Below are 23,999 nucleotides of genomic sequence, written 5' to 3' on the forward strand. Positions count from 1 at the left end.
GCCCTAGTGTTCTTGTGGCGTCGGGGAGGGATCGTTCAAGGGCGCGTCGCGGTCGACGATCTTCACCGGCGAACCGTTCTTGAGCTTCATCTGGCCGCTGGTGATCACCAGGTCGCCTTCCTTGACGCCGGACAGCACCGCCACCTGGTCGCCCCGGGTCGGGCCGGTTTCGATAAAGGTCTGCTGCGCGGTGAACAGCGCCTCGCCTTGCTCGTTGTTCTTCTGGGTGGCGACGAACACCGTGGTGCCGTAAGGGTTGTAGGTGACCGAGGTCTGGGGCAGGGTCAGGTAGCGCTGGGTGCCGCCGGAGGCGACCACGGCCCGGGCGAACATGCCCGGCACCAGGCTGTGCCGGGGGTTGTCGACGGTGGCCTCCACCGTGACGTTGCGGGTATTGGCATCGAACTGGGTGTCGATGGAACTGACCCGACCGTTGAAGCGCTGCTTGGGCAGGCCGTCGGCGCTGACCGTGACGCTCTGGCCCAGGGCGATCTGCTGCACCTGGGTCTGGGGCACGTTGAAGTCGATGTAGATGGGGTCGAAGGTCTGCAGGTTGGCGATCTTGTCTCCGGGGTTGAGGTACTGCCCGAGGTTGATCCTGGTGATCCCGATACGGCCGGCGAAGGGCGCGCGGATGCTCTTTTTCGCCACCAGCGCGCGTTGCTGCTCGGCGGCCGCGAGCTTGGCCTTGAGGTCCGCCTCGTCGGCTTCGACCTGGGCCTGGGACACCGCATTCACCGCCAACTGTGCCCGGTCGCGCTTGAGCACCGTGGCGGCCAGATTGGCCGTGGCCTCCAGCGCGCGCAACTGGGCGATGTCGGCGTCGGCATTCAATTGCACCAGCAGGTCACCTGCCGCCACTTCCTGGCCGGGTTTGAAGCCGATGCTGCGAATGATGCCGCCGACCTCGGTGGTGACATCCACCCCGCGCACGGTCTTCATCGAACCGACGGCCGAGAGGCTCGGTTGCCAGTCTTCGTACTGCGCCTTGAGCGCGGTCACCACGGCGGGAGGCAGGGGCACCTTGGCCTGGGCGATCAGCTTGGAAATCTGCACGAACTTGACCCCGCCGATCACCGCGACAATCAGCAGCACCCCACCCAGCATGATCAGCATGGGCCACAGCAGGCGGCGCTTGCGCGGCGTCTGCGGGGCCGCGGCGGGGTGCGCGGTGGAGGGGCTGGAATTGACGTCGGCCATGGCGGATCTCACTTAGGGCAAGGGTGCAGGTCGGGTGGGGGCCGCCGGCGCGGGTGCCGCGGGCGCGACTTGAGCGTGGTCGCGGTCGTGCCCAGGGGCCGGCGGATACATCTCCTTGAGCGACGGCCAGCCGAAACGGTCGGGGCTGCCGAGGCTGGCGGGATCGACATCGCGGCGTTGCCACCAGCCGCCACCCAGGGCCTGGAACAGCGCGGCGGTGTCGCTGTAGCGGGCGGCCTGGGCCCGGACCCGGCTGACAATGGCGTTCTGGTAGGTCTGCTGGGCGGTGAGCAGGTTCAGGTAGCCCACGGCGCCCAGGCGGTACTGGGCCTGGGCCAGGTCCAGGCTCTGGCGCGCGGCGCTCTCGGCAGTCACTTGCTGCTTGAGGGCCTCGGCGTCGGCTTCCAGGGCGCGCAGGGCATTGGCCACATCTTCGAAGGCGGCGATCACCGTGCTGCGATAGCGCGCGGCGGCCTCATCGTAGGCGGCCACCGCGGCGCGCTTGCGATGCTCCAGGGCGCCGGCGTCGAAGATCGGCTGGGCGATCGAACCGGCCAGGCTCCAGACCCCGGTGCCCGAGGAAAACAGCCGGGTGCCGGCCAGCGCCGTGGAGCCCAGGGAACCGGTGATGCTGAACTGCGGCAGCTGATTGGCGATGGCCACGCCGATACTGGCGCTGGCCTGATGCAACTGGGCCTCGGCGGCACGCACGTCGGGGCGCTGCTCGACCAGGGCCGAGGGCAGACTCAGGGGCAGTTCCTGAGGCAGGTGCAGGGACGCCAGCTGGAACTGCTCGCCGCGGTCCTGGCTGGGCAGGCGGCCGAGGTAGGCCTGCAACTGGTTGCGGGTTTGCGCCAATTGCTTCTGCAGCGCTGGCAGGGTGGCGCGGGTCTGGGCCAGGGTCGCTTCCTGGGTCAGCAGGTCGCTGTCGCCGATGGCCCCGAGCCGGCGTTGCGCCCGCAGCAGGTCGAGCTGATCGCTCTGCAGGCCGATCACGGTTTCGGTGGCGGCGATCTGGTCGCGCACCGAGGCCAGGCTGATGGCGCTGTTCACCAGGTTGGCGGTCAGGGTCAGGTAGGCGGCTTCAAGCTGGTAGCGCTGGTAGTCCACCTGAGCGCCGCTGGCCTCGATCTGCCGACGGTTGCCGCCAAACACATCCGGCGCGTAGGACACCGTCAACGACGCCGAGTTGAGGGTGAAGATCTGCCCTGGCGAGCCACCGGCCGCCGCCGCGCCGCCGGCGCCCAGGGCGCTGGCGGCGGAGGCTTTTTCCCGGGTTTTCGACGCCGAGGCGCTGAGGGACGGGAACAGCGAAGCCTGCTCGGCATACAACTGCTCATTGGCCTGGCGCAGGGCGGCCTGGGCGGCGCTCAGATCCGGGTTGGCCCGCAGCGCTTCCTCCACCAGGGCATTGAGCTCCCGGGAGCGAAACAGCGTCCACCATTGCCCGGGGATGTCCATGCCGGCCACCCAGCGCTGCGCCGCGCCACCGCTGGCGATCTGCGCCGAGGCGGTGGTGGCGGGCAGGGGCGTGGCGCTGTAGCCGGCGTCTGCCGCGAGTTCGGGGCGAGTGAAGTCCGGCCCCACCGCGCAGCCGGCCAGCCAGGCGTAGCAGATCAGGCTCAAGGGCCGCAGGGCGAAGGCGAACAGAGCAGGGTGTCGGGCGGGTTCTCGACCGGCGCGGCCGCTGCACGGTCGCCGGCCGCCGGGGGATGGGGGCGGCAGCTGTCGCTCTTTCATAATCACTCGAATGGATCGAACGGTGAGTGGTTTCAACGACCATCTGGCTGCCGGGCCAACCGCAGGACAGGCATCCCCCTCACGCAGCAGGCTGCGCGAGGTGCCATGAACGTTAATGGATGACTGGACTAACCGCCAATAGAGGAAATCTTGTGCGGCGCGGCAATCGGTGGCCTGGAGCTATCTCCACCGGTGTCCATCGACCCCGCGCCTGCTCGGCGGCGCTGGCCCTACCAGTGATCGAACAGCTGCTTGACCTGTGCCGCTTCCTTGCAGCGCAACAGCGCCTGGCGAAAGCGCGGGTTGGAAAACAGCCGTGCCGTGTCCGCCAGCAAGTCCAGGTGCTGCTGATCGGCGGGGGCGGGCACCAGCAGCACGAGAATATCGCTCACCGGCTGGTGGTCGGGGGCGGCAAAGGCCATGGGGCTCTGCGGCCGCAGGTACAGGGCGTGGATGCCGTCCAGTTCTGCAAGCCGGGCATGGGGCAGCGCCACGCCATCGCCGATCGCGGTACTGGCGGCCAGCTCCCGGCGCCACAGACTGGCTGTGATCCCGTCGCCCGGTAACTGTCGCGTCTCCTGAAGATGACGGCCCACCTGTTCGAACAACCGCTGTTTGTTCGAGACGTTGACGGCCAGGAGAATGTCTTCGACCTGCAGGTAGCGGGCAAGCTTGCTCATGGTGTGCTCCGGGAGTTTCAGGCTTGGCGTGAGCGTTATTGAAGCGCATTTGCCGCGCCCAACGGGGGCCGCCGCGGCATTCTTTACGAACTCTTTAGGGCGGCGCCGGGCCCTGAAGTCGCTGCCTTCCAGCCCATGGCCGGGGCCCTGCGCCGCCATCGGGCGCCCGTTGGTTGATCCCTCAGGCAAAACGCGCCGGGCGGCAGCCGGCGAGTTCGGCGCAGTCTTGCCCCAGTGCCAGTTCCTGGGCGATCAGGCGCCCCACGGTGGGGGCGAGGGTCACGCCGGCGTGCATCACGGCCAGGTAAAGGCCCGGGTAGGACGCACAGCGGCCAATGATGGGCAACTGGTCCTGGGGCATGGGGCGCTGGCCGACTTCAACGCTGCGCAAGGCGATGCTCTCGGCGCCGCGGAACGCGCGCCGCAGGCTGGCCATGGCCTGCTGCGCGATGGCTTGCGGCCCGCGGGGACCGTCGGCGTCGAGGTAGTCTTCCGCCAGCAACAGCCTGCCGTCGGCCGCTTCGCGGATCTCCAACTGGTTGTTGGAAATCAGGGTCTTGACCAGGCCTGGCGGGGCATCGACACGGATCAGGATCGACGGCGAAGCCTGTACCGGCAGGTGGATGCCCAGGGGTTGGAGCAAGGCCGGGGTCCAGCAGCCGGTGGCCAGGACCAGGTGTTCGGCGCGCACCACGCCGGTGGCGGTTGCGACCCCGATCACCCGCCGGTTCTCGACGCACAGGCCCAGGCCCGGGCTCTGCTCGAACACCTGCGCCCCCAGGTCACGGGCGCCTTGCAGCAGGACGCGGGTGGCGGCGACCGGGTCCAGGCTGCCTTCGCCGGGGGCGTAGCGGGCCCGCTCCGGCAACGGTTGCAGGTGGGGTTCCAGCTCGGCGATCCGGGCCCGGTCGATCCACTGGGCCGACCCGCCGGGCAACGGCTCAAGGGGGCTGGCGGCACCTTCGGCGGCGTCATAGCACAGGGCGCCGGACCAGCGGATCTGCAGGTCCGGCAGTTCCTGCTGCAGCCGTCGATAGTCCGCCAGGGCCTGGGAGCGCAATGCTCGGGCGGCGGCGGGAAACGCGCCATGGGGGTTGATCCAGGCAAACGAATGGGCGGTGACGCCGGAGCCGGGGCCGGCCTGTTCCAATACCGTCACCGCCATGCCCTGGCGGGCCAGGTGGTAGGCAATGGACGCGCCGACAATCCCGGCGCCCAACACAATCACGGTTGCAGGCGGCATGTGCACCTCGTTACGGCATGAAGGGGGGGGCCGGGCGCACCTTAGTCGGGGACTGAACCCTGGAGCAATGGGCGCACTGTTATGAAATTGCAAGCGAACCTCGAGCCTTGTACCCGCTGGCGCACTGCGCCAGCGGGTACCAGGCGGCTACTCCAGCTTCAGGGCCAGCCCTTGCGCCTGGGGCAGGGGATTGCGCATCAGGCGCCCGACCACCAGCGCGCCGAGCAGGGCCAGCAGGCCCGCTACCGCCAGCACCAGCCCGAAGCCGCCGACGAACGCCTGCTGCGCCAGGGGCTCAACCAGGTCCCGGGCTGCCGGCGGCAGGCCAGCCAGGGCGCCTTGCATGTCCCCGGCCACCACCCGGGAGGCGATGTCCGGCGCGTGTAGCGCCCAGTTCCCGGGCAGTTGCCGCAGGCTGCCTTGCAACAGTTGCTGGGTATGGCTGGCCAGCAGCGCACCGAACACGCCGATGGCCAGCATGATGGCGCTGAAACGCATGGTGGTGCTCATGCCCGACGCCATGCCGGTGCGTTCCCGGGGGACGCAGGCCATGATGTTTTTCTGCGTGTCGCCGTTGAGCAGGCCTGCCCCGGCGCCGGTCACGGCGATCGCCAGGGCGAAGCTCAGGTAGCCGCCGCTGTGCACCGCCCAGGCGCTGAGCAGGTTGCCGCTGCCCGCCAGGGTCAGCCCGGCGGCCATCAGGGTTGCCGGAGCATAACGCCCCGCCAGGCGTGCGCCGATCCGGGGGCAGATCAGCATGGTCAGGGCGAAGGGCAGCATGCCCAGGCCCGAGGCAATGGCCGAGAAGCCCAGGCCGTTCTGCAGGTAGAAGGGCAGCAGGGTCATCATCACCTGGGCGCAGCCGGCGTAGGCGAACATGCCCAGCAGGGCGCCGATGAAACGCGGGTGACGGAACAGCTGCAGATCCACCATGGGCCGGCGTTGCAGGCGTTCGATCAGCACGAACAGGCCCAGTAGGGCCAGACCTGCCAGCAGTCGGGTGGTGGTGGCCGGGTGGCTCCAGCCGATGCGGTTGGCTTCGATCAGGCCCCAGATCAGGCACAGCAGGCTGGCGCTGAAGGCCAGGCTGCCCCAGGGATCGAGGCGGGCGGCCTGGGTATCCCGGGATTCGGGCACGTTGCGCAGCACGCTCCACAACAGCAGGGCGCCCACCGGCAGGTTGAAGTAGAAGATCCAGCGCCAGCCGCAGTATTCGGTGATCAGCCCACCGACGGTGGGCGCGGCGGTCATCGCCATGCCCATGCAGGCGCCCCAGAAGGCCCAGGCCCTGGCCCGTTCCGCCTCGTCATGAAAGGTGTGGCCGATGGAGGCCAGGGCCGAGGTCAGCAGCAGCGCCGCGCCCACGCCCTTGCAGGCCCGGGCGATATCCAGCAGCAGGGCGTTGGGCGCGGCGCCGCAGCCCAGGGAGGCGAGGATGAACAGACCGAGGCCGCAGAGCAGGGTCTTTCGGCGGCCGAAGCGGTCTGCCAGGCTGCCCGCCGGCAGCAGCAGGGCGGCGAAGGCCAGCATGTAGGCACTGACCACCCATTCGATATCGGCGAAGTTGGCCCCCAGGTCCCGGGCGATGCTCGGCAGGGCCACGGCGACGATGTTGGTATCCAGGACGATCAGCGAGCAGACCCCGGAGGCGGTCAGCAGGGTCGCGCGCGGGTTGATGGGGCGGTTCATGGCGCGGTCCGTCGGTTGAGGAGGGCATCGAGCAGGTTCTGGTGAGTGGCCAGGGTGGCGATTGCTTTGTAGGCAATGCCGACTTGAGTGCGCCCGGCCACAGCGTTATGTGGGCCGCAGCAGACGGTCATTGCCGTAAATAGAGGTTTGACGGGCATGGCAGAGGCTCTCTACTGTGAAGGTCCGCCCAGCTTATCCCGGGCTTTGCGGGCTTTTGTTAGCCGCCAAGCGCCAGTTCATTACCTTTGAGCTAATGCCGTTAATGGAAATTCGTCACTTTCGCTACTTCCTCGCCGTGGCCCGGCAACGCAATTTCACCCGGGCCGCCGAGCAGTTGGGGATCGCCCCGCCGACCTTGAGCCGGCAGATCCAGGACATGGAAAAAGCCCTCGGCACCCGCCTGTTCGTGCGTCAGCAGCGCGAGGTCAGCCTCACCGAAGCCGGTGCCACCTTGCTCCTGGAGGCCGAAGCCACGGTACGCCAGTTCGAGTTCGCCCAGCGCAATGCCCAGCGCGCCGGGCGGGGCGAGATCGGTCATATCGAGCTGGGTTATGTAGCGTCGGCGGTGTATGGCGGGTTGCTGCAGAAGCAGGTGCAGGGTTTCAGCCGCGATTGTCCGGACGTCAGCCTGAATGTGCGGGAGTGCCCGATGGCGACCCTGCCGGCGCGGATCGCCGACGGGCGCCTGGATGTCGGCTACATCCGCTCGCCCATGACCCTGCCCGAAGGCGTCGAGGCCATTGCCCTGGACGCTGAAGGCTTCGTCCTGGCGCTGTCCGCCGAGTCCTGGCTGTGCCGCCTGCCACAGATCGCCTCCGAGCACCTGCTCAATGAAACCTTCATCCTGCCGGAGCAGATCAGCGGCACCTTGCAGGTGGCGGCCCAGGGGGCCTACGCCCCCAAGCTGGGCGCCCAGCCCGGTGGCCTGGTGGCGGTGCTGGCCCTGGTTTCCCTGGGGCAGGGGGTGGCGGTGGTGCCCGAATCGGTGGTGGGCCATGTGAACCTGCCCAACGTTCTGTACCGGCCCATCGGCGGCAGCTCGGCAACCTCCTGGCTGTCGTTGATTCACCGGCGTTTCGAACAGGCGCCGGCGGTGGTGCGCTACATCGAGCAGGTGCGTCGCGAGTACCGGCGCAAGGCTTGATAGCGCATGTTCAAGGGCTCGCCCGGCGCGCATAATCCCCGGGCCGTTTCTTACCCTTCAGGAGTGATGTCGTTGATGCTTGATCACCTGGACCATCTGGTACTGACCACCGTCGATCCCGTGGCTGCCGAGGACTTCTATGTACGGGTGCTGGGGATGCGCCTGGAAACCTTTGCCGGAGGGCGCAAGGCCTTCAAGTACGGCAATCAGAAGATCAACCTGCACGTGCGCGGTCAGGAATTCGAGCCCAAGGCCCACCTGCCGGTGCCGGGGGCGCTGGACCTGTGCTTTATCGCCAGCGTGCCCCTGGAACAGGTGATTGCCCACCTGCAACAGGTCAACTGGCCGATCATCGAAGGGCCAGTGCCGCGCACCGGTGCCACGGGGCCGATCCGTTCGGTGTACCTGCGGGACCCGGACCTGAACCTGATCGAGATTTCCGAGCGGCTCTAGTGTCGACGTCAGGAACGCCGGATAAAGTTTTGTAATGATTTCCCGCTGGGGAAATACGCCGACGTCCCTGTAACCTCCAAGTCCGTTTTTTCACTCAGGACTTGCATGAACACGCTCTCGGAGCCCCCCAGTCGGCGCTCTTTTCTGGTTTTCCCCCATGATTTCTCAGGCCTGCCGGCCGTTCTGAGGTCCCATTCCTCAGGCTGCTATTCTCCTGGCCGCACTTCCCTGGCATTTGCCGCTCCCTATTGCGCTCAGTCCGTCCCCCCGCGTTTGCAGTCCCTGCTTACTGGCGCCGGCCTGCGTCTGGCCGTTTGAATTTTCCGGAGAACTTGAGTCGTTATGGAATGGATTGCAGACCCCACGGCCTGGCTTGGCCTGTTGACCCTGATCGTCCTGGAGCTGGTGCTGGGCATCGACAACCTGGTGTTCATCGCCATCCTCGCGGACAAGCTGCCGCCGGAGCAGCGTGACCGCGCGCGCTTGATCGGCCTGTCCCTGGCATTGCTGATGCGCCTGGGCCTGCTGGCCAGCATCTCGTGGATGGTGACCCTGACCCAGCCGCTGTTCGAGGTGTTCGAGCACAGCTTCTCCGGTCGTGACCTGATCATGCTGTTCGGCGGTGTGTTCCTGTTGTTCAAGGCCACCATGGAATTGCACGAGCGCCTGGAAGGCCATGTCAGCCAGCGCGCGGGCAGCACCACCTACGCCCTGTTCTGGCCGATCGTGGCGCAGATCGTGGTGCTCGATGCGGTGTTTTCCCTGGACGCGGTCATCACCGCGGTGGGCATGGTCGAGCATCTGGCGGTGATGATGATCGCGGTGGTGGTGTCCATCGGTGTGATGATCGTCGCCAGCAAGCCGCTGACCCGCTTCGTCAACGCCCACCCGACGGTGATCATGCTGTGCCTGGGCTTCCTGATGATGATCGGCTTCAGCCTGACCGCCGAAGGCCTGGGCTTCCATATTCCCAAGGGCTACCTGTACGCGGCCATCGGCTTCTCGATCCTGATCGAGCTGTTCAACCAGATCGCCCGGGCCCGGCGCAAGAAATCCATGCAGGGCCTGCGCCCGATGCGTGAGCGCACGGCTTACGCGGTGATGCGCCTGCTGGGCGGGCGCAAGCTGGCGGCGGAAGAGGTGGGCGAGGACATCGCCGACCTGCTGGAAGATGGCGAGGCCCCCAGCAGCGAGCTGTTCGACCGCCGCGAGCGGGTGATGATCAGCGGCGTGCTGCAACTGGCGGAGCGACCGATCCGCAGCCTGATGACGGTGCGCGCCGAAGTCGACTGCATCGACCTGACCGACAGCCCGGAAAGCATTCGGACCAAGCTGATGCATTCGTCCTACTCGCGCCTGCCGCTGATTCGCGACGGCGCGGTGGATGAGCCCCTGGGCTTCGTGCACAAGAAGGAGCTGCTCAAGGAGTACCTGGCGGGCAACGAGCCGAACCTTGAGCACCTGGCGCGCAAGACCATCAACCTGCTGGAGAGTTTTTCGATCCTCAACGCGCTGGAGCAGATGCGCAAGGCGTCGACCCACATTGCCTTCGTGATCAACGAATTCGGTGACTTCATGGGCATTCTGACCATGACCGACATTCTCGAATCCATCGCTGGCGAGCTGCCGGATGCCAGTGAGATCGAAGGGCCGGACGTGGTGGAACAAGAGGGCTGCTTTCTGGTCAACGGCGCGCTGAATCTGCCGCAGGTGCGCCAGCGCACCGGCTTTGGCGCCGAGCCCACCGAGGACTACCAGACCCTGGCCGGGCTGGTGATGAGCCTGCTGGACCGCTTGCCGGTCAAGGGCGATCGGGTGGAGTGGGACGGTTGGGCGCTCCAGGTCAAGGCCGTGGAAGAGCGCCGGGTGACCCAGGTGCTGCTGTCGCGGCAGGCCGCGGATTGAGCAAATGGCGAGGGCGCGAGCCTTGGCCATGCCCGTGATGGGATGTCGGCGGCGATGTGCTTGCGCCTATCGTCGCCGCTGTCGCGTGGCTAGGCTTCGTTGACCTGCTTGAGCGGGCCGTTCTCTGCCTGTGCAGGCAAGGCGCATGCTCTGTCAGGCCGGGCCCTTGCCTTGAGCCAGTCGTACAGGCGGCGGGCAATGCGTTCGCTGGCGTGGCCGTCGCCATAGGGGCTGAGTACCCGGCTCATGCGGGCATGGAGCTGGGCGTCGTCCAGCAGTTCACAGACATGGTGCACGATGCGCTCACGATCGGTGCCCACCAGCCGCACGGTGCCGCCCTCCAGCACTGACGGCCGTTCGGTGACGTCCCGCAGTACCAGCAACGGCTTGCCGATGGCCGGGGCTTCTTCCTGGACCCCGCCGGAGTCGCTGAGGATCAAGTACGAGCGCGCCATCAGCGAGACAAAATGCTGATAGTCCTGAGGCGCTATCAGGTAGATGTTGGGGGTATCCGAGAGCAGGTCACCGACCACGCTCTGCACCTGAGGGTTGAGGTGTACCGGGTAGACGAACTGCACATCCGGATAGCGCTGGGCCAGGATTGCCAGGGCCTGGCAGATATGGCGGACACCCTGGCCGAAGTTTTCCCGGCGATGGCAGGTGATCAGCACCATGCGCCGGTTGTGTTCCAGCACCGCCAGAGGCGAATCGATGGCGGGGCTCCATTGGCTCTGTTGCTGGTGCTGCCGCATCCACCGCAGCGCATCGATCACCGTGTTGCCGGTGACCTCGATGCTGTCCGCGGGCACGTTTTCCCGCAGCAGGTTGGCTTTGGCTTCGGCGGTCGGAGCGAAGTGCAGGTCGGCAATGACCCCGGTCAGGCGCCGGTTGGCCTCCTCGGGCCAGGGTGTCCTGAGGTCGCCCGTGCGCAGCCCGGCCTCGACATGACCGATGGGCAACTGGCGGTTGAAGGCGGCGAGGGCGGTGATGAAGCTGGTGGTGGTGTCGCCATGGACCAGGACGATATCCGGTTGCAGGCGTTCGAGGGTGGTGTCCAGGTGCTTCAGCAATTGTTGCGACAGGCCATTGAGGGATTGGCCGTGGGTCATCACTTCCAGGTCTTGGTCGACTTGCAGTTCGAAGGCGTCCAGGACCTGCTTGAGCATTTCCCGGTGCTGCCCGGTGGAGCATATATGCAGTTGCAGACCGGGCCAGTGCCGCAGCACCCGGGCCAGCGGCGCCATTTTGATTGCCTCCGGGCGCGTACCAAAAACCATCATGATCTTAAAAGGCATTGACTCACTCCCTGAGCGCACTGCAGCCGGACCAGGCTGTGAATGAAAGCAGTGGGAACCGCTCTTGTCCAACCAGCAAACCGAGAGCGTCGCGCTCAAGCACCAGAGCCAAGCACAAGAGGGCTGCTGGTGCGCGGCTGGCAAAGGAGATGGGGGCAGGTCGGAAAACGACGCGAAAAATGCCCAGTCATCTGGCCTCTGGCACAGCCCCGGGGGTGGTTCCCTGGCGCATACCCCAGGCGTTGGACCAGTTGGGCCCATCAGGTCGATGCCTTGGGGGCATGCTGGCGTTTTCCTACGCAGAAAATTTTGTGAGGTCCCGCGCCGGCCTTTATGCTCAACGCCCCTGTGACGCTAGAGCCTGTTTCAGGTCCAGGGGCCGAGGCCCTTTTTCATGGAGTGAACCGTGCACGCCCCCTTCACGACTGACCTGACCCGCGCCGTTCTGGCGACGCTGATGCTCGCCGGCCTGCTGGCGCTGGGCGCCTGCAAGAACGCCGCCCCAGAGACGCCGGAGCAACAGCAGCAGCGCCGCTACGAACACTTTCTCGACGCCTTCCGCCTGGTGCTGGACCAGGGCGTGCGCAACGCCGATCTCGATGGCTGGTCCGGCGGCGTGTCGCTGCGAGCGGTGATCGATCCGCTGAATCGGATGGTGGCCTGCAGCACCGAGGCACTCCCCGAATACCCGTTGCCGCGTTACCCGGATAACCGCCTACTGGCCGCGGCGGTGGAGCGGGTCTGTTGGGACTCGGTGTTCCCCAGGGCCGAACCGGCGCTGTTCTCAGGTCGGCCCGCAGCCAATCTTGAGGTGGTGTTGCCGGTGGTGGTCACCCGTCCCGGTCGCTTGCCCATGGAGCAACAGAAGGTTCGCGAGACGGTGCGCGAGTACAAGGCCCAAGAGCAGTATTTCTGGCAGCACCTGTTCGCCGTAGAGACCCTCGACAGCCTGGGCAGCGCCCGGATTGAGGGCCACGCCAACGCTCAGGGACAGGTGCAGGGTTGTCAGGTGCGACTGTCCGCCATTGCCGCCAGAGCCTCCGACTTCAAGCCGGACCCTGAACGGGTGCAGCGCCTGCAAGAGCGTTGCGCGGCCCTGGATGTGCGGCAGATGCCCGGCTTTTTCGCCTCGGAGACGGTGGGCGATCGATTCCTCGTCGAACTGCAGTACAGCCCCTGGAGGGGTGGGCCGAAGCGGCCTTGAGCAAGGTGCGAAATATCGGCTGGTAACAGAGCGGTGGAGGCAAGTGAAGCAATGGCTGGACCAACCATCAGTGTGCTGCTGCGTTTTGAGCCTGATCAGTCAACCGAAGAGCTTGTGCAGGCATATCTAGCCCAGCGCGCGGATCACCTACGTCCAGGTTGCCGCACCTTTTCGGTTGGCGGCTGTGCCTTGTTGTATGCGTTTGGCCCGCACTATCCCGAAGAGCTTGCGCATTACGCCGGGCTGTTGAAACTGCTGGACTGGAACCCCAGAGGCATCCTCAATCTGGCCGCCATGGGCAACGACCTCCCGGATCACCAAAGGCTCGGAGAAGTGGCGTTGGACATGACGCGGCGCTTGGATGGCGTAGTCGCCTTTGGCGGCAGAATCGGCGCGTATACGGCGGATGCGGTTTTTTTTGTCACGGCTTGCCGTTCTGGAGCATGAGGGTGAGTCGCTTTTCAGTGCTGGGGATTTCGAACGCTGGTTGCAGCATGCTGATTTTCGCTTGGTCAAATGATTTGGGGCTGATGGCTGATGGCTGATGGCTGATGGCTGTGGGTCGATGGGGTTTTCTAATCAATGATGAGGTCGGTCCGTGAGCAAACTAGTCTGCAGATGCGGTCATATCATTGTCGATCAGACCGATGATTTGCCTTACAAAGCCGCTTTGCTGCGTGAGCAGCACGAAGAGGTTTTTTTTTCCGATGCCTCGCTACTGGCCAATGAACTGCTGGCCGCCGCGAGTGCCGGTAGTGTCGATGAACTGCTTGAGCGGCACTATGGCAGGGGGGGCTGGCGGCCCAGGCCCACGGAGTTCTTCGGGGACAAGTTCACCAGTCTCTACCTGGCCTCTATTTCGACGGTTTATGAGTGTGAGTGCTGTGGACGCTTGTGGGTCCAGAAGAAAGGCGTCAACAGCTTCGTCTGCTTTACCCCTGAGAGCGGTCGGTATGAGTCGATCTTAAGCTCCCAGACTCCAGAGTAGGCGTGCGGGCACGCCGATTCATTGCGACTCGCGGTGTTCCGCAGCGTGCATCGCGAGGTAGGCGGTCAGGTTGGCGTCGCTGATGCCCAGGGTGCCGAGAATCTGCGCCATGAAGCTCACCGGGGCACTGCCCGGGGCGGTGATCACGCGCTGGTCCGCCACGGCGTGTGGCACATCCTCATAGTGCGCGGCGCCGGCATAACCCACCACCAGCAGGTTGTCCGCCGAATTGGAGGTGTGCTTGAGGTTATCCAGCACCCCGGCCCGGGCCAGTTCGCGGGTGCCGTCACAGATGGCGGCGATCACGATCTGGCGTGCCTGGGCGGCGCGCAGCAGGTCGCCGATGTCCGGTGCGTTGGCGCTTTGCCAAATGCTGCCGCCGCAGACCATCAGCAGGTCGACCTCATCCAGATGAATGTCTTCCAACGCCAGGTCCGGGGTCACCCGCAGGCCGCCCATGGAGGTGACGACGGCGCCCTTGGGGGTGGCGTAGCGGCAGTCGAAACCGTAGAAACCACGAGCGGTGGCGTTGATCAGGGCGGTTTCCCAGTCGGCGAAGTTGTCACTGAGCAGGGTGATGGCGCGGGTCATGGAGCTTCCTTCCTTGGGGTGATGAGCGGGTGGGGAGCGCCAGGGTAACCTGATTTTCGGCGGGCGGCCGGAGAAGCTTCTATGGCACCGTTGCCAATCGCGAGCCTGGAGCAGCGACGGTCGTGGCGTTGGCTTTCAACGTGGCTGTTGCTTTAGGATCCGGCCTCTTGAGGTCATTGAATGCAGAACAGGACGGTTCGTGAGTGAACCCATCAAAGGAACTGAACATGTACAACTGTCTGAACGGAACCCCGGCGCAGTGCGGGTTCCTGGTCGGGCTGCTGCTGACACTGTCCGGTTGCCAATCGGACTTGCCGGGCTCCCCGCTGTCCCAGGACGAGCAGCAACGACAGCTGGAGACGCAGTTCTATGCCAACGCGGTGCAGCAAGTGCTGTACCGCGAGAGCCTCAGGGCCAATGCCGAGCAACTGATGGGCAGCGTGGAGTTGGTCATGCGGTTCAATCGGCAGAATCAGGTCATCGGTTGTGCAGCGCAGAGCAGCCCCTTGCCTGAAGCGCGGGCTTATCCCTACAACCCGAAACTGGGCGAGATGCTCGAGGGTGTCTGCTGGAACACCGTGTTCCCTCTGGCGCCCGCCGCCGCCTTTGAGCCTGATGGCGTGCTGGAGGTCAAAGGGACGTTGATGTTCCCTCGCTTGACCCTGGAAGGCGAGCAATTGAAGGAGTTTGCCTTCGATACCGCTCAATACGCCAAAGGCCATTTCTTCTGGACGCACACCCTGGCCCAGTTGCCGCTGGACAGCGTCGGAGTGGCCAGTTTTGAGGTCAAGGCCGATCCCCGGGGCCGGGTGCAGGAATGCTGGGTGAACCTGCGGGCGGTGCGCTACCGACCCGAGTCATTCAAGCCCGACAATCAATTGCGCAATCGCGTCACCCAACTGTGTGAGCAGTTGGACCTGCGGCAAATGCCGGGTTTTGCAGCCGAGCAGGGCCAGGCGCAGCCGATCCATGCCAGCGTGTTTTACACGCCGTGGAAAGGCGGGCCGAACAAGGCCACGCAGCGTGTGCAGGCAAGCGGCGCCGAACCTTGAGCCTGGCTGGTGCGCATCGCTGATGCAGATTTCACTAAAGCTTCGGCTATTGGTTCGTTCAGTGATTGAGCCGGCCCTTTCCGGGGCGCGGGGCGTGGCCCTTGCGCCCGGTCATTGATCAATGAGTTCCCCATTCATGTCATTAGCATTCTTGCGCACCTCGACCCTGGCCTTGCTGACTCCGGCCGTGTTGACCCTGGGCGCCTGCCAGAGCAAGACTCCGGAGCAGAGCGCCGCCCAGGCCCTGGAAACCCAGAAAAGCCTGGAATTCTCTGTCGCCATCAGCGAAGTGCTGAGGCGCAACATGATGGCCGCCAACCATCAGGGCCTGAGTGGCGCGGTGAAGTTGCGGATCAAGCTCAATCGGCAGAACGACGTGCTCGACTGCACGGTACGCCCCGGCAGCGGTGATGTTTCCCAGGTCCTGGCCACCCCAACCCTGCTGCACCTGGCCCGACAGGTGTGCTGGAACACCCTGTTTCCTGCCGCCGCGCCCGAGGCCTTTGGCGATGGGGACATCATCAATGCGATTGCCAACCTGGAGTTTCCGCGCTTCAGCCAACTGCCCAGCCGTGAGCAGCAGGTGTATCGGCTGAGTTCCAGCCTCTACCAGCAAAGCCGGTTTTTCTGGGAGCAGGCAGTCGCCGGGCCGGGCATCGACAGCATCGGCGTGGCCAGTTTTTACTACACCGCCAATGCCCAGGGGCAGGTCCAGGAATGCCTGGTAAACCTGGAGCGCAGCGCGTTCCGGCCGGAAGCGTTCAAGACCGACGCCGCCCTGCGCCAACGTTTGACCCAGCGTTGCCAGCAGCTGGATCTGCGGCAGATGCCGGGCTTTGTCAGTCAGCCCGATGGCCTGAGCCGCGGTGAGGTGCTGGTGGAATACATGCCGTGGCGCGGCGGCCCGGCACCGCACTGACGCCACGCCGTCCGGCAGGCACCTCCCCAGGTGCCTGGGCAAATAATTTCCCCCGGGCTATTTACATCCACGGCGTCATTCCCCATTATCCGCGCCGTCTAAGTTTCGCTGCTGACCAGACAATTCCAGCCACCAAAAGGGTGGTTGTTTTGTTGCGTCCAAGAAAAGCAGTTGAAAATGACCAAGACTCCTCTGAAAAGAATTCAGCACAAGCTCGCCCGTTCCGGGGTGGCCATCGAACGCCTGAATTCCAATTCCCTCTCCATCTCTTCAATCAATGACGCCGGGCTCAAGGTGGAACTGTTGCTGCCCGAAAGCTTTGCCATCGAAGAAAAAGCCGTCCTGCAGCTGATGGATTTCGCCAAGGTGGCTCACCCCCATGGCGGCGAAGTGAAGTGCGCCTGCGCCACGCCGGACTTCCACACCGGCAGCCCGATTCCGGTGGGCAGCGTGATTGTCACCAGTCACGACATGGTGGTACCGCAGGCCATCGGCACCGACATCAATTGCGGCATGCGCCTGCACAAGCTGGGGCTGAACTACGAGCAGTTCATGGCGCAGAAAGCCAAGTGGACCGCCCTGGTGCGCGGCGATCTGCTGGAGGGCACGCGCAACATTCCCACCAGCCCAATGGCCATGACCGCGCTGTTTCAGGCCGGGCTCGGGGATTTCTGGGCCCAGGTGCAGCAGCAGGACCCGATCGGGTTGTTTGCCGGGGCGGACTTCGCCCAGCTGCAACGTGAGCTGTCGGGTTTGCATGAGTCGTCGTTCGCCCGCGGTAGCGCCGACTACGCGCCGGAAGCCTTGCAGGACCGTTCGCGCAAAATCCTCCGCGACCCGGGCCTGGGTTCCCTGGGCGGCGGCAATCACTTTGTCGAGATCCAGGTGGTCACCGAACTGGTGGATCGTCAGGCCTGTTTTGCTCAGGGCCTGTCGGTGGGGCAGGTGGTGATGATGATCCACACCGGCTCGCGCGACGTGGGCTTCTATGTCGGGCGGCGCTGGATGGACAAGGCCAAGGCCCTGTGGCCGGCGGGGATCAAACACCCTGATTCGAAGATCTTCGCCCTGTTTGGCGAGATGGCCGACGAGTACCTGCTGGCCATGCACAGCGCTGCCCACTACGCCGACGCCAACCGCGCGCTGATCGCCGAGATGGTGCGCCAGCGCACCCGGCAAGTGTTTGGTGCGGGCATCGAAGCACCGCTGATTGTCGATGTGCCGCACAACATCGTGCTGCGCGAAGAAGAGGGCAACGTGCATCGCAAAGGCGCGACACCGGCCTATGCCGGCCAGCCGCTGCTGATCCCGGGGAGCATGGGGCATGACTCCTACCTGCTCACCGGGCTGGGCAACGAGCGCTGGCTGCGTTCGGCCAGCCACGGCGCCGGGCGCTCGATGTCGCGCAGCGAGATTGTGTTCAAGGCCAAGAAGGACAAGGCATTCCTCGGCTTGCAGGGCGTGGAGTGCATCACCACCAAGGAAGAGCGGATGATCGAAGAGGCGCCAGGGGCCTACAAGGAAATCGGCCAGGTGATCCAGTCCCAGGTGGAAGAGGGCACGGTGTCGGTGATGGCGCGGTTTTCGCCGATTCTGACCTTCAAGGCGTAAGCGCGCTGCGCGGGTGCGGGCGGGGATGGTTTTCGGGTTTGCCGTGCAACGGTACGGCCGATACATTGTCGCCCCTCCCGGCCTGTTCGCTCCGAGCGGTGCCGTTGCAGTTGTCTGCGGTCGCAAAAGCCCAGGGTGCGGTAGCCGCTGGGGTGTTTGTCTGTTTGTGATCAACCTTCGGTGCTTAAGCATGAATCAAGATGAAAACCTGAAGCACGATGCGCTAGCGCCATTGACCGCTGCCAGCGAGTTTGTCGTCGACAAGCAGCCCCTTGCCGAACTGCTTGCGGTGCTTGCCCAGTGTGGCGAGGTGGTGTCCTGCTTCTTCAAGCCTGATCCCGCCATCAAGGTGTTGGGTGAGAGGCCGCGACTGACGGAGTTTCTCGAACGTTTCAGCGGCCTCGCCAGCTCGACGGCCATCGGGCAGATCGAGCCTGAGTTCGGGCCCTTTTCCATGCTCAATCGATACGAGTTCGAGGGCTCGTTGCTGGCGGCGCTGCTGCGGGGAGGGTGTCATCCGTCCAGCCGTGGAGGGTCCGTGGCCAATGCCCGCCAGGTGGTGTCCGAAGCGCTGGATGCTGTGTTTCCGGCGCCGTTTTCCGAGCTGGTGGTGTATCGGTTCGATAGTCCTGATTGGTGTGAGTTGACCAGGGATTCGACTATTTCTTCTGCCTATGTCGCCTGCCAGGGGGCGCGGAATCTGTGGTGGGTGTTGTGCGTGGCTGATGTTGATTGAGGCCCGGTGCGGCTAACCCGGCCTCCTGCCGGGTTGCCCACGGATCAATGCCTGCGTTCGGCCATTTTGGGCTATGCCGCCTCCACTGATACCGCAAGACGTTTACCTAGGGCTGCCAGGGCATTTTCCAGCTGTTCCATTTTGGAGCTGTGTAGAAAGTCCACCAGGCGATCTCCCTGGGCCTGGTGGATTCCGAGCAGTCGGCATAGATCGGCCTTGCGCATGTCCCGCTCCATCATCGTGTTCCAAAGCGCTATCTTGGCCACGGTCACCATTGGCAAATGAATGACCTGTTCCCCTGGTAGCGGCGCGGAGGCCGGGGGAATGGCGCGGCGCTGGTCGACGTAAAGGGACAGAGTGGTTTCGAGCGCGTCGATGGCCTGGTTGATGGCGTGCCCAGGATCATCGCCAAAGCTGTTGAGTTCGGGCAGATCGCGGCAGAAGACCGCCAGTCCCGGTGCACGGTCTTGCTCGAAGCGAAGGGCGTAGTCGTACATGGTCACTCCTCGGAGGCGATGTTTCAGCATGCAGAGAATGGATGTGAGTCCTAGAGCCCCAATTGCCTGATGATTGCCTTGCGGGTGGGTTCGGGCATTTCCTTGCTGCCGTGATCCGCGAAGGTGGTCTGGTTGCCGTTTGGGGCCGTAACTTTGAAGTGGCTGCCTTTACCGGCCTCGAAGACCACGCCTTGAGCTTTCAACCATCGTCTGAATTCGCTGAATTTCATCACCTCGCCTCATGGCTTGGATTTCTGCACGGTACAACATTCATATTTTTGTACAACACTTGTGTGTTGTTTTTTGCGAAGCCTGACCATTACTCCCGGGGCAGATCCATTGCCCGTTGCTCAACTGCATGCAACACATCGCAGCCGTCCTGCAACAACAGGGTCGCCACGCTGGAGAAGCGCTTGAGGTCGAGGTGATCGGCGTTGCGGCTGGTCATGTCGGCAAGGCTGTCCAGCATGTCCCGGGCGGCGCGGATGCGCAGGCCGGCGTAGGTCAGCAGGTCGAGCAGCGGCGCTTGTGGGTTGATGAAGGCGACGGGGTGATCGGTGGTGCAGGTGAAAGGTTGGAGATCCATAGCAGTGACGCTCCATGAAGGAATATTGAGGTGTGCTCATGGAGATTCGGACGGCCAAATCCGGTCGCGGACGGCTGCGACGCAACGGAATGTAGAAGGTGGCGAGCAGCATCACCAGGCATTCGGGCGTGCCTTCAGCAAATACAGAAATGCCTGACATTGGCTGATGGCCGTTTCTCATCTCTCCATTCCTCGTTCCGGAAAGTTTTTCCATCCCCCCTGTTATCTCCTTTGTGCTCCATGGCACACTCTGGCGCCTGTTCCGCTATTTGATATTTTATTCCGTTGTAGCGGAATGTATTTGTTCCACGCCTTTGCGTTTCCAGGCCATCGCGGGTTGCTGCGGCAGAGTTCGCGCAGAAGTCCGCGGCGAGTCGGGTGACGCTCGGGCAGGGCGGCCAGATGGTCAACCTTCAACCAGGAGAATCGCTCATGAGCATCACCCGTTACGGCACCGGTAGCACCGCAGGCGGTGGCCAGCCGCGTCCTTTCGCTCGCGCCGTCGAAGCCGATGGCTGGCTGCATGTGTCCGGCCAGGTGCCGGCGCTGGATGGCGAGATCATTCACGGTGGGATCGTCGAGCAGACGCATCAAACGATGCGCAATCTGGTGGCCATTCTCGAAGAGGCCGGGTACGGCCTGGAGGATGTGGTGCGGGTTGGCGTGTGGCTGGAAGACCCGCGGGATTTCTGGAGTTTCAACAAGGTGTTCGGTGAGTACTTCAAGCCCGAACACGCGCCGGCCCGGGCCTGTGTGCAGGCCAGCATGATGGTGGACTGCAAGGTCGAGATCGATTGTGTGGCCTACAAGAAGAAGGCCTGATGGCCACGGCCTGTAGGAGCTGGCTTGCCAGCGAAGATGCCCGTGAGGGCGACACAAGGCTTGAGGGCCTCTTCGCCGGCAAGCCGGCTCCTACGGGTCGATAGAGGGAGCGCAGGTAGATGAGCGAAGACAGCATCAAGCGCCGGGCCAAGGGCCTGGATCGGGCGTTCGATATTCTCGATTTCCTCAAGGAGATCGGCCAGCCGCTGCGGCCCAACGATATCGCCAAGGGCATCGGCAGTCCCAAGTCCACGGTCTACGAGCTGGTGGCGTCCTTGCTGGAGCGGCGGGTGCTGGAGCCGGTGGGCAAGGATGGCCATGTGTACCTGGGCCGCCAGTTGTACTTTCTCGGCCAGGCGCATTTGCGCCATTTCGATCTGAGCCGCGAAGCCGACCAGGCCTTGCAGGAGATCGTCAGCCAGACCGGGGAGACCGCGCAGATGTGCCTGCTCAACGGGCGCAAATACACCGTGGCGCTGATGAAAGAAGGCGAGCGGCATTTTCGCATCTCCTCGGACATCGGCGAGAACGCACCGATCCCCTGGACCGCTTCCGGGCGTTTGCTGCTGGGGCACATGAGCGATGCGCAGATTGCCGAGCTGATCGATGAGCGCGACTTCATCCTCCCCGATGGCCAGAGCCTGCCGCTGGCGACCTTCCTCAAGGAAATCCGTCAGGCCACCGAGGAGGGGTTCTTTTCCTTCGACAGTGTCGCCGACACCTTCACCCATTGTTTTGCCGCGCCGGTGCGCGATGAGCGCGGGGTGTGCATTTGCACCCTGTGCATCGTCGCGCCGAGGGCCGATGCGCAGAGCCATTACCAGGAATACCGCCGGGTGCTGATCGACAGCGCCAACCGCCTGGCCCGGCGTATCAACGATTGATGACAGTGTCGCGGCTGTGCGCAGCCGCCTTGATAAGGAGTGCCAACATGTCTTCCGCTTTGAATCTGCCCCTGGTGGAAAAGGGCGCCGCTGCCCACGCTGCAAGCCTGCTCAGCGACGTCAGCCTGCCCGCCCTGGTGCTGCACCGCGAGGCGCTGGAACACAACATCCGCTGGATGCAGAAGTTCGTCAGCGACAGCGGTGCCGAGCTGGCGCCCCACGGCAAGACCAGCATGATGCCCGCGCTGTTCCAGCGGCAGCTGGACGCCGGTGCCTGGGGCATCACCCTGGCCACCGCGGTGCAGACCCGCGCCGCCTACGCCCATGGCGCGCGTCGGGTATTGATGGCCAACCAACTGGTGGGCGCGCCGAACATGGCGCTGATCGCCGAGCTGCTGGCGGACGCGGATTTCGATTTCTATTGCATGGTCGACCACCCGGACAACGTCGCCGACCTGGGGGCGTTTTTCGCCCAGCGCGGGGTCACCCTCAAGGTGATGATCGAGTACGGCGTGGTCGGCGGGCGTTGCGGCTGCCGCAGTGAGCAGGAGGTGCTGGCCCTGGCCAAGGCGATCCAGGCGCAGCCGGCCCTGGCCCTGTGCGGCATCGAAGGCTACGAAGGGGTGATCCATGGCGATCAGGCCATCAGCGGCATTCGTCAATTTGCCGATTCCCTGGTGCGCCTGGCGGTGGATCTGCAGAGCGACGGGTTGTTCGCCATCGAGCGGCCGATCATCACCGCTTCGGGGTCGGCCTGGTACGACCTGATCGCAGAGTCGTTCGAGACCCACAACGCCAAGGGGCGCTTCCTCAGCGTGCTGCGTCCGGGCAGTTACATCGCCCACGACCACGGTATCTACAAGGAGGCCCAGTGCTGCGTGCTGGATCGACGCAGTGATCTGCACGAGGGCCTGCGCCCGGCCATGGAAGTCTGGGCCCATGTGCAGTCGCTGCCGGAGCCGGGTTTTGCCGTGGTGGCCCTGGGCAAGCGCGATGTGGCCTACGACGCCGGTTTGCCGGTGCCGCTGCGACGTTATCGCGCCGGGGCCGAGGCGGGCGCCGGGGATGATGTGACGGCGTGCAAGGTCACCGCGGTGATGGACCAGCATGCGTTTCTCACCGTGGCGCCGGGCGTGGAACTGCGCATTGGCGACATTATTTCCTTCGGCACCTCGCACCCGTGCCTGACCTTCGACAAGTGGCGCGTCGGGCTGCTGGTGGATGAGCACCTGCGCGTGATCGAGAACCTGGAAACCTGCTTCTGACGCCTTCGCTGGCGAGCCAGCGCCTGCAGGGTGGGTGCAATACACGATGTTGTAGGAGCCGGCTTGCCGGCGACGCGGCCCTTGGATGGGGCGCAGGTTTTGCGCATGGCTTTCGCTGGCAAGCCAGCTCCTACAGGGAGATGAACATGAATAACAAGAAACGCATCGCGGCCATCGGCGAATGCATGATCGAGCTGCAGCAGCATCACGATGGCAGCCTGCAACAGGGCTTTGGTGGCGATACCTTGAATGCGGCGGTGTATCTGTGCCGCGAGCTCGGGCCGCTGGCCGAGGTGGATTACGTCACCGCCCTGGGCCTGGACAGTTTCAGCGATGCCATGTGCCAGGGCTGGGCCGAGGAAGGGATCGGCCTGGGCAAGGTCCAGCGCCTGCCGGGGCGGTTGCCGGGCCTGTATTGCATCCAGACCGATGCCCGGGGGGAGCGGCGCTTCTTGTATTGGCGCAATGAGGCGGCGGTACGGGACTGTTTCAACACCGCGGCGGCGGGGCCGATCCTGGCGGACCTGTGCGATTACGATGTGCTGTATTTCAGCGGCATCACCCTGGCGGTGCTCGGCGAGGCGGGGCGCAAGAAGCTGATTGACCTGCTGGTGGAAGCACGCATCCGCCGGGCGCAGATCGTGTTTGACAACAACTACCGGCCAAGGCTCTGGGCCTCGGTGGAGCAGGCGCGGACGGCCTATGTGCAAGTGCTGGAGCATGTGGACCTGGCGCTGTTGACCCTGGAGGACGAGCAGGCGCTGTTTGGCCATGACTATGCCCATGGCGTGTTTGCGGCCTACCCGAACATTGCCGAGGTGGTGATCAAGCGCGGGGCGGATTCGTGCCTGGTGCGTTGCGGTGCCGAGCGCTACGAGGTGCCGGCGCTGCCGGTGCAGCGGGTGGTGGACACCACGGCGGCGGGGGATTCGTTCAGCGCGGCTTATCTGGCCTGTCGCTTGCGAGGCGGCAGCCCGGTACAGGCCGCCGAGGCCGGGCACCGGTTGGCGAGCCGGGTGATTCAGCATCACGGGGCATTGATTCCCCGGGAGGTCGATTTGTAGGAGCCGGCTTGCCGGCGAAGAGGCCTTTGAAGTCGGCGCTGTGCTTGCGGGCGCGTTCGCTGGCCAGCCAGCTCCTACGGCGGGGAGGTACGGGCCGGGGCTGGGGCGTCAGTCGCGGAAGAACACCTGCACCAGGTGATAGCCGAACTTGCTCTTGATCGGGCCATGCACGGTGCGCAGGGGCTTCTTGAAGATCACCTGGTCGATGGCGCCGACCATTTGCCCCGGACGCACTTCCCCCAGGTCGCCGCCGCGCTTGCCGGACGGGCAGGTGGAGTATTTCTTGGCCAGGACGTCGAAGGCTTCGCCCTTGGCGATGCGCTGCTTGAGCTGTTCGGCTTCTTCGGCGGTTTTCACCAGGATGTGGCGGGCTTGGGCTTTCATGGGCGGGTGACCTTGTAGCGGGAAATCGGCGGCCGCGGATTATGCCT

At 64.7% G+C, this 23,999-nt stretch carries 25 protein-coding genes; 14 read left to right on the top strand and 11 right to left on the bottom strand.

Going from position 1 to position 23,999, the window contains the following annotated elements:
• Positions 1 to 3 precede the first annotated feature (3 nt).
• The 5 genes from L1O02_RS12710 to L1O02_RS12730 form a co-directional block, all read right to left on the bottom strand.
• A complete protein-coding gene (locus L1O02_RS12710) occupies positions 4 to 1,200 on the bottom strand; it encodes an efflux RND transporter periplasmic adaptor subunit (protein WP_235760005.1) in 1,197 nt (398 codons plus the stop codon).
• A 12-nt stretch (positions 1,201 to 1,212) separates the two neighbouring features.
• On the bottom strand, positions 1,213 to 2,940 hold the full coding sequence (locus L1O02_RS12715; protein ID WP_235760006.1) for an efflux transporter outer membrane subunit: 1,728 nt from the start codon (positions 2,938 to 2,940) through the stop codon (positions 1,213 to 1,215).
• Positions 2,941 to 3,170: 230 nt separating this feature from the next.
• The gene (locus L1O02_RS12720) at positions 3,171 to 3,620 is read right to left on the bottom strand and encodes a PTS sugar transporter subunit IIA (RefSeq protein ID WP_235760007.1); all 450 of its coding nucleotides are present in this window, start codon (positions 3,618 to 3,620) and stop codon (positions 3,171 to 3,173) included.
• Between the two features lie 181 nt (positions 3,621 to 3,801).
• A complete protein-coding gene (locus L1O02_RS12725) occupies positions 3,802 to 4,863 on the bottom strand; it encodes an FAD-dependent oxidoreductase (RefSeq protein ID WP_235760008.1) in 1,062 nt (353 codons plus the stop codon).
• Positions 4,864 to 5,010: 147 nt separating this feature from the next.
• Positions 5,011 to 6,552: an MFS transporter gene (locus L1O02_RS12730; protein ID WP_235760009.1), complete on the bottom strand. Its 1,542-nt coding sequence runs from the start codon at positions 6,550 to 6,552 to the stop codon at positions 5,011 to 5,013.
• 262 nt (positions 6,553 to 6,814) lie between these two features.
• Between L1O02_RS12730 and L1O02_RS12735 the strand changes: the two genes are divergently transcribed.
• From L1O02_RS12735 to L1O02_RS12745, 3 genes are all read left to right on the top strand, one after another.
• Entirely contained in the window at positions 6,815 to 7,696 is an 882-nt protein-coding gene (locus tag L1O02_RS12735) for a LysR family transcriptional regulator (protein ID WP_129405704.1), read from the top strand.
• Positions 7,697 to 7,771: 75 nt separating this feature from the next.
• Entirely contained in the window at positions 7,772 to 8,149 is a 378-nt protein-coding gene (locus tag L1O02_RS12740; RefSeq protein ID WP_060839921.1) for a VOC family protein, read from the top strand.
• A gap of 342 nt (positions 8,150 to 8,491) precedes the next feature.
• Positions 8,492 to 10,054, top strand: a complete 1,563-nt coding sequence (locus L1O02_RS12745) for a TerC family protein (protein WP_235760010.1) — start codon at positions 8,492 to 8,494, stop codon at positions 10,052 to 10,054.
• Between the two features lie 89 nt (positions 10,055 to 10,143).
• Here the strand turns inward: L1O02_RS12745 and wecB are convergent, their stop codons facing one another.
• Complete coding sequence (gene wecB, locus L1O02_RS12750; protein ID WP_235760011.1) at positions 10,144 to 11,349, bottom strand: UDP-N-acetylglucosamine 2-epimerase (non-hydrolyzing); 1,206 nt, start codon at positions 11,347 to 11,349, stop codon at positions 10,144 to 10,146.
• Between the two features lie 406 nt (positions 11,350 to 11,755).
• Between wecB and L1O02_RS12755 the strand changes: the two genes are divergently transcribed.
• The 3 genes from L1O02_RS12755 to L1O02_RS12765 all read left to right on the top strand — a co-directional run bounded on the left by L1O02_RS12755 (position 11,756) and on the right by L1O02_RS12765 (position 13,541).
• Positions 11,756 to 12,553 carry a hypothetical protein gene (locus L1O02_RS12755; protein WP_235760012.1) on the top strand — a complete coding sequence of 266 codons (798 nt, stop codon included), beginning with the start codon at positions 11,756 to 11,758 and terminating at the stop codon, positions 12,551 to 12,553.
• A gap of 51 nt (positions 12,554 to 12,604) precedes the next feature.
• A complete protein-coding gene (locus L1O02_RS12760) occupies positions 12,605 to 13,000 on the top strand; it encodes a DUF6368 family protein (protein WP_235760013.1) in 396 nt (131 codons plus the stop codon).
• Between the two features lie 151 nt (positions 13,001 to 13,151).
• Positions 13,152 to 13,541: a hypothetical protein gene (locus L1O02_RS12765; protein ID WP_060843962.1), complete on the top strand. Its 390-nt coding sequence runs from the start codon at positions 13,152 to 13,154 to the stop codon at positions 13,539 to 13,541.
• Between the two features lie 18 nt (positions 13,542 to 13,559).
• Here the strand turns inward: L1O02_RS12765 and L1O02_RS12770 are convergent, their stop codons facing one another.
• Complete coding sequence (locus tag L1O02_RS12770) at positions 13,560 to 14,132, bottom strand: type 1 glutamine amidotransferase family protein (protein ID WP_235760014.1); 573 nt, start codon at positions 14,130 to 14,132, stop codon at positions 13,560 to 13,562.
• Between the two features lie 227 nt (positions 14,133 to 14,359).
• Here L1O02_RS12770 and L1O02_RS12775 point away from each other — a divergent pair, with 227 nt between their 5' ends.
• From L1O02_RS12775 to L1O02_RS12790, 4 genes are all read left to right on the top strand, one after another.
• On the top strand, positions 14,360 to 15,184 hold the full coding sequence (locus tag L1O02_RS12775) for a hypothetical protein (RefSeq protein WP_235760015.1): 825 nt from the start codon (positions 14,360 to 14,362) through the stop codon (positions 15,182 to 15,184).
• 136 nt (positions 15,185 to 15,320) lie between these two features.
• The gene (locus L1O02_RS12780) at positions 15,321 to 16,103 is read left to right on the top strand and encodes a hypothetical protein (RefSeq protein WP_146189207.1); all 783 of its coding nucleotides are present in this window, start codon (positions 15,321 to 15,323) and stop codon (positions 16,101 to 16,103) included.
• Between the two features lie 177 nt (positions 16,104 to 16,280).
• Positions 16,281 to 17,714, top strand: a complete 1,434-nt coding sequence (locus tag L1O02_RS12785) for an RtcB family protein (protein ID WP_235760016.1) — start codon at positions 16,281 to 16,283, stop codon at positions 17,712 to 17,714.
• A gap of 190 nt (positions 17,715 to 17,904) precedes the next feature.
• Positions 17,905 to 18,450, top strand: coding sequence for a hypothetical protein (locus L1O02_RS12790; protein WP_235760017.1), 546 nt, complete (start codon positions 17,905 to 17,907; stop codon positions 18,448 to 18,450).
• Positions 18,451 to 18,521: 71 nt separating this feature from the next.
• Here the strand turns inward: L1O02_RS12790 and L1O02_RS12795 are convergent, their stop codons facing one another.
• The 3 genes from L1O02_RS12795 to L1O02_RS12805 all read right to left on the bottom strand — a co-directional run bounded on the left by L1O02_RS12795 (position 18,522) and on the right by L1O02_RS12805 (position 19,533).
• Positions 18,522 to 18,947, bottom strand: coding sequence for a type II toxin-antitoxin system HicB family antitoxin (locus L1O02_RS12795; protein ID WP_235760018.1), 426 nt, complete (start codon positions 18,945 to 18,947; stop codon positions 18,522 to 18,524).
• Between the two features lie 50 nt (positions 18,948 to 18,997).
• A complete protein-coding gene (locus L1O02_RS12800; RefSeq protein ID WP_060839909.1) occupies positions 18,998 to 19,177 on the bottom strand; it encodes a type II toxin-antitoxin system HicA family toxin in 180 nt (59 codons plus the stop codon).
• An 89-nt stretch (positions 19,178 to 19,266) separates the two neighbouring features.
• Entirely contained in the window at positions 19,267 to 19,533 is a 267-nt protein-coding gene (locus tag L1O02_RS12805) for a hypothetical protein (RefSeq protein ID WP_060843956.1), read from the bottom strand.
• 432 nt (positions 19,534 to 19,965) lie between these two features.
• Here L1O02_RS12805 and L1O02_RS12810 point away from each other — a divergent pair, with 432 nt between their 5' ends.
• From L1O02_RS12810 to L1O02_RS12825, 4 genes are all read left to right on the top strand, one after another.
• Positions 19,966 to 20,355 carry a RidA family protein gene (locus L1O02_RS12810; RefSeq protein ID WP_060843955.1) on the top strand — a complete coding sequence of 130 codons (390 nt, stop codon included), beginning with the start codon at positions 19,966 to 19,968 and terminating at the stop codon, positions 20,353 to 20,355.
• 119 nt (positions 20,356 to 20,474) lie between these two features.
• Positions 20,475 to 21,239 carry an IclR family transcriptional regulator gene (locus L1O02_RS12815; RefSeq protein WP_235760019.1) on the top strand — a complete coding sequence of 255 codons (765 nt, stop codon included), beginning with the start codon at positions 20,475 to 20,477 and terminating at the stop codon, positions 21,237 to 21,239.
• Between the two features lie 47 nt (positions 21,240 to 21,286).
• Positions 21,287 to 22,504, top strand: coding sequence for an amino acid deaminase (locus L1O02_RS12820; protein ID WP_235760020.1), 1,218 nt, complete (start codon positions 21,287 to 21,289; stop codon positions 22,502 to 22,504).
• 146 nt (positions 22,505 to 22,650) lie between these two features.
• Complete coding sequence (locus L1O02_RS12825) at positions 22,651 to 23,568, top strand: sugar kinase (RefSeq protein ID WP_235760021.1); 918 nt, start codon at positions 22,651 to 22,653, stop codon at positions 23,566 to 23,568.
• Between the two features lie 108 nt (positions 23,569 to 23,676).
• On the opposite strand, the gene L1O02_RS12830 is transcribed toward L1O02_RS12825, so the two are convergent.
• Entirely contained in the window at positions 23,677 to 23,952 is a 276-nt protein-coding gene (locus tag L1O02_RS12830) for a peptidylprolyl isomerase (RefSeq protein ID WP_011061856.1), read from the bottom strand.
• Positions 23,953 to 23,999: the final 47 nt, after the last annotated feature.

It is taken from the genome of Pseudomonas sp. BC42, assembly GCF_021560055.1.
Classification (GTDB): Bacteria; Pseudomonadota; Gammaproteobacteria; order Pseudomonadales; family Pseudomonadaceae; genus Aquipseudomonas.

Excerpts from the sequence above, each read along its gene's own strand:
- L1O02_RS12710 (WP_235760005.1), bottom strand. The coding sequence starts at position 1,200 with ATGGCCGACGTCAATTCCAGCCCCTCCACCGCGCACCCCGCCGCGGCC.
- L1O02_RS12715 (WP_235760006.1), bottom strand. The coding sequence starts at position 2,940 with ATGAAAGAGCGACAGCTGCCGCCCCCATCCCCCGGCGGCCGGCGACCG.
- L1O02_RS12720 (WP_235760007.1), bottom strand. The coding sequence starts at position 3,620 with ATGAGCAAGCTTGCCCGCTACCTGCAGGTCGAAGACATTCTCCTGGCC.
- L1O02_RS12725 (WP_235760008.1), bottom strand. The coding sequence starts at position 4,863 with ATGCCGCCTGCAACCGTGATTGTGTTGGGCGCCGGGATTGTCGGCGCG.
- L1O02_RS12730 (WP_235760009.1), bottom strand. The coding sequence starts at position 6,552 with ATGAACCGCCCCATCAACCCGCGCGCGACCCTGCTGACCGCCTCCGGG.
- L1O02_RS12735 (WP_129405704.1), top strand. The coding sequence starts at position 6,815 with ATGGAAATTCGTCACTTTCGCTACTTCCTCGCCGTGGCCCGGCAACGC.
- L1O02_RS12740 (WP_060839921.1), top strand. The coding sequence starts at position 7,772 with ATGCTTGATCACCTGGACCATCTGGTACTGACCACCGTCGATCCCGTG.
- L1O02_RS12745 (WP_235760010.1), top strand. The coding sequence starts at position 8,492 with ATGGAATGGATTGCAGACCCCACGGCCTGGCTTGGCCTGTTGACCCTG.
- wecB (WP_235760011.1), bottom strand. The coding sequence starts at position 11,349 with ATGCCTTTTAAGATCATGATGGTTTTTGGTACGCGCCCGGAGGCAATC.
- L1O02_RS12760 (WP_235760013.1), top strand. The coding sequence starts at position 12,605 with ATGGCTGGACCAACCATCAGTGTGCTGCTGCGTTTTGAGCCTGATCAG.
- L1O02_RS12770 (WP_235760014.1), bottom strand. The coding sequence starts at position 14,132 with ATGACCCGCGCCATCACCCTGCTCAGTGACAACTTCGCCGACTGGGAA.
- L1O02_RS12775 (WP_235760015.1), top strand. The coding sequence starts at position 14,360 with ATGTACAACTGTCTGAACGGAACCCCGGCGCAGTGCGGGTTCCTGGTC.
- L1O02_RS12780 (WP_146189207.1), top strand. The coding sequence starts at position 15,321 with ATGTCATTAGCATTCTTGCGCACCTCGACCCTGGCCTTGCTGACTCCG.
- L1O02_RS12785 (WP_235760016.1), top strand. The coding sequence starts at position 16,281 with ATGACCAAGACTCCTCTGAAAAGAATTCAGCACAAGCTCGCCCGTTCC.
- L1O02_RS12790 (WP_235760017.1), top strand. The coding sequence starts at position 17,905 with ATGAATCAAGATGAAAACCTGAAGCACGATGCGCTAGCGCCATTGACC.
- L1O02_RS12795 (WP_235760018.1), bottom strand. The coding sequence starts at position 18,947 with ATGTACGACTACGCCCTTCGCTTCGAGCAAGACCGTGCACCGGGACTG.
- L1O02_RS12800 (WP_060839909.1), bottom strand. The coding sequence starts at position 19,177 with ATGAAATTCAGCGAATTCAGACGATGGTTGAAAGCTCAAGGCGTGGTC.
- L1O02_RS12805 (WP_060843956.1), bottom strand. The coding sequence starts at position 19,533 with ATGGATCTCCAACCTTTCACCTGCACCACCGATCACCCCGTCGCCTTC.
- L1O02_RS12810 (WP_060843955.1), top strand. The coding sequence starts at position 19,966 with ATGAGCATCACCCGTTACGGCACCGGTAGCACCGCAGGCGGTGGCCAG.
- L1O02_RS12815 (WP_235760019.1), top strand. The coding sequence starts at position 20,475 with ATGAGCGAAGACAGCATCAAGCGCCGGGCCAAGGGCCTGGATCGGGCG.
- L1O02_RS12820 (WP_235760020.1), top strand. The coding sequence starts at position 21,287 with ATGTCTTCCGCTTTGAATCTGCCCCTGGTGGAAAAGGGCGCCGCTGCC.
- L1O02_RS12825 (WP_235760021.1), top strand. The coding sequence starts at position 22,651 with ATGAATAACAAGAAACGCATCGCGGCCATCGGCGAATGCATGATCGAG.
- L1O02_RS12830 (WP_011061856.1), bottom strand. The coding sequence starts at position 23,952 with ATGAAAGCCCAAGCCCGCCACATCCTGGTGAAAACCGCCGAAGAAGCC.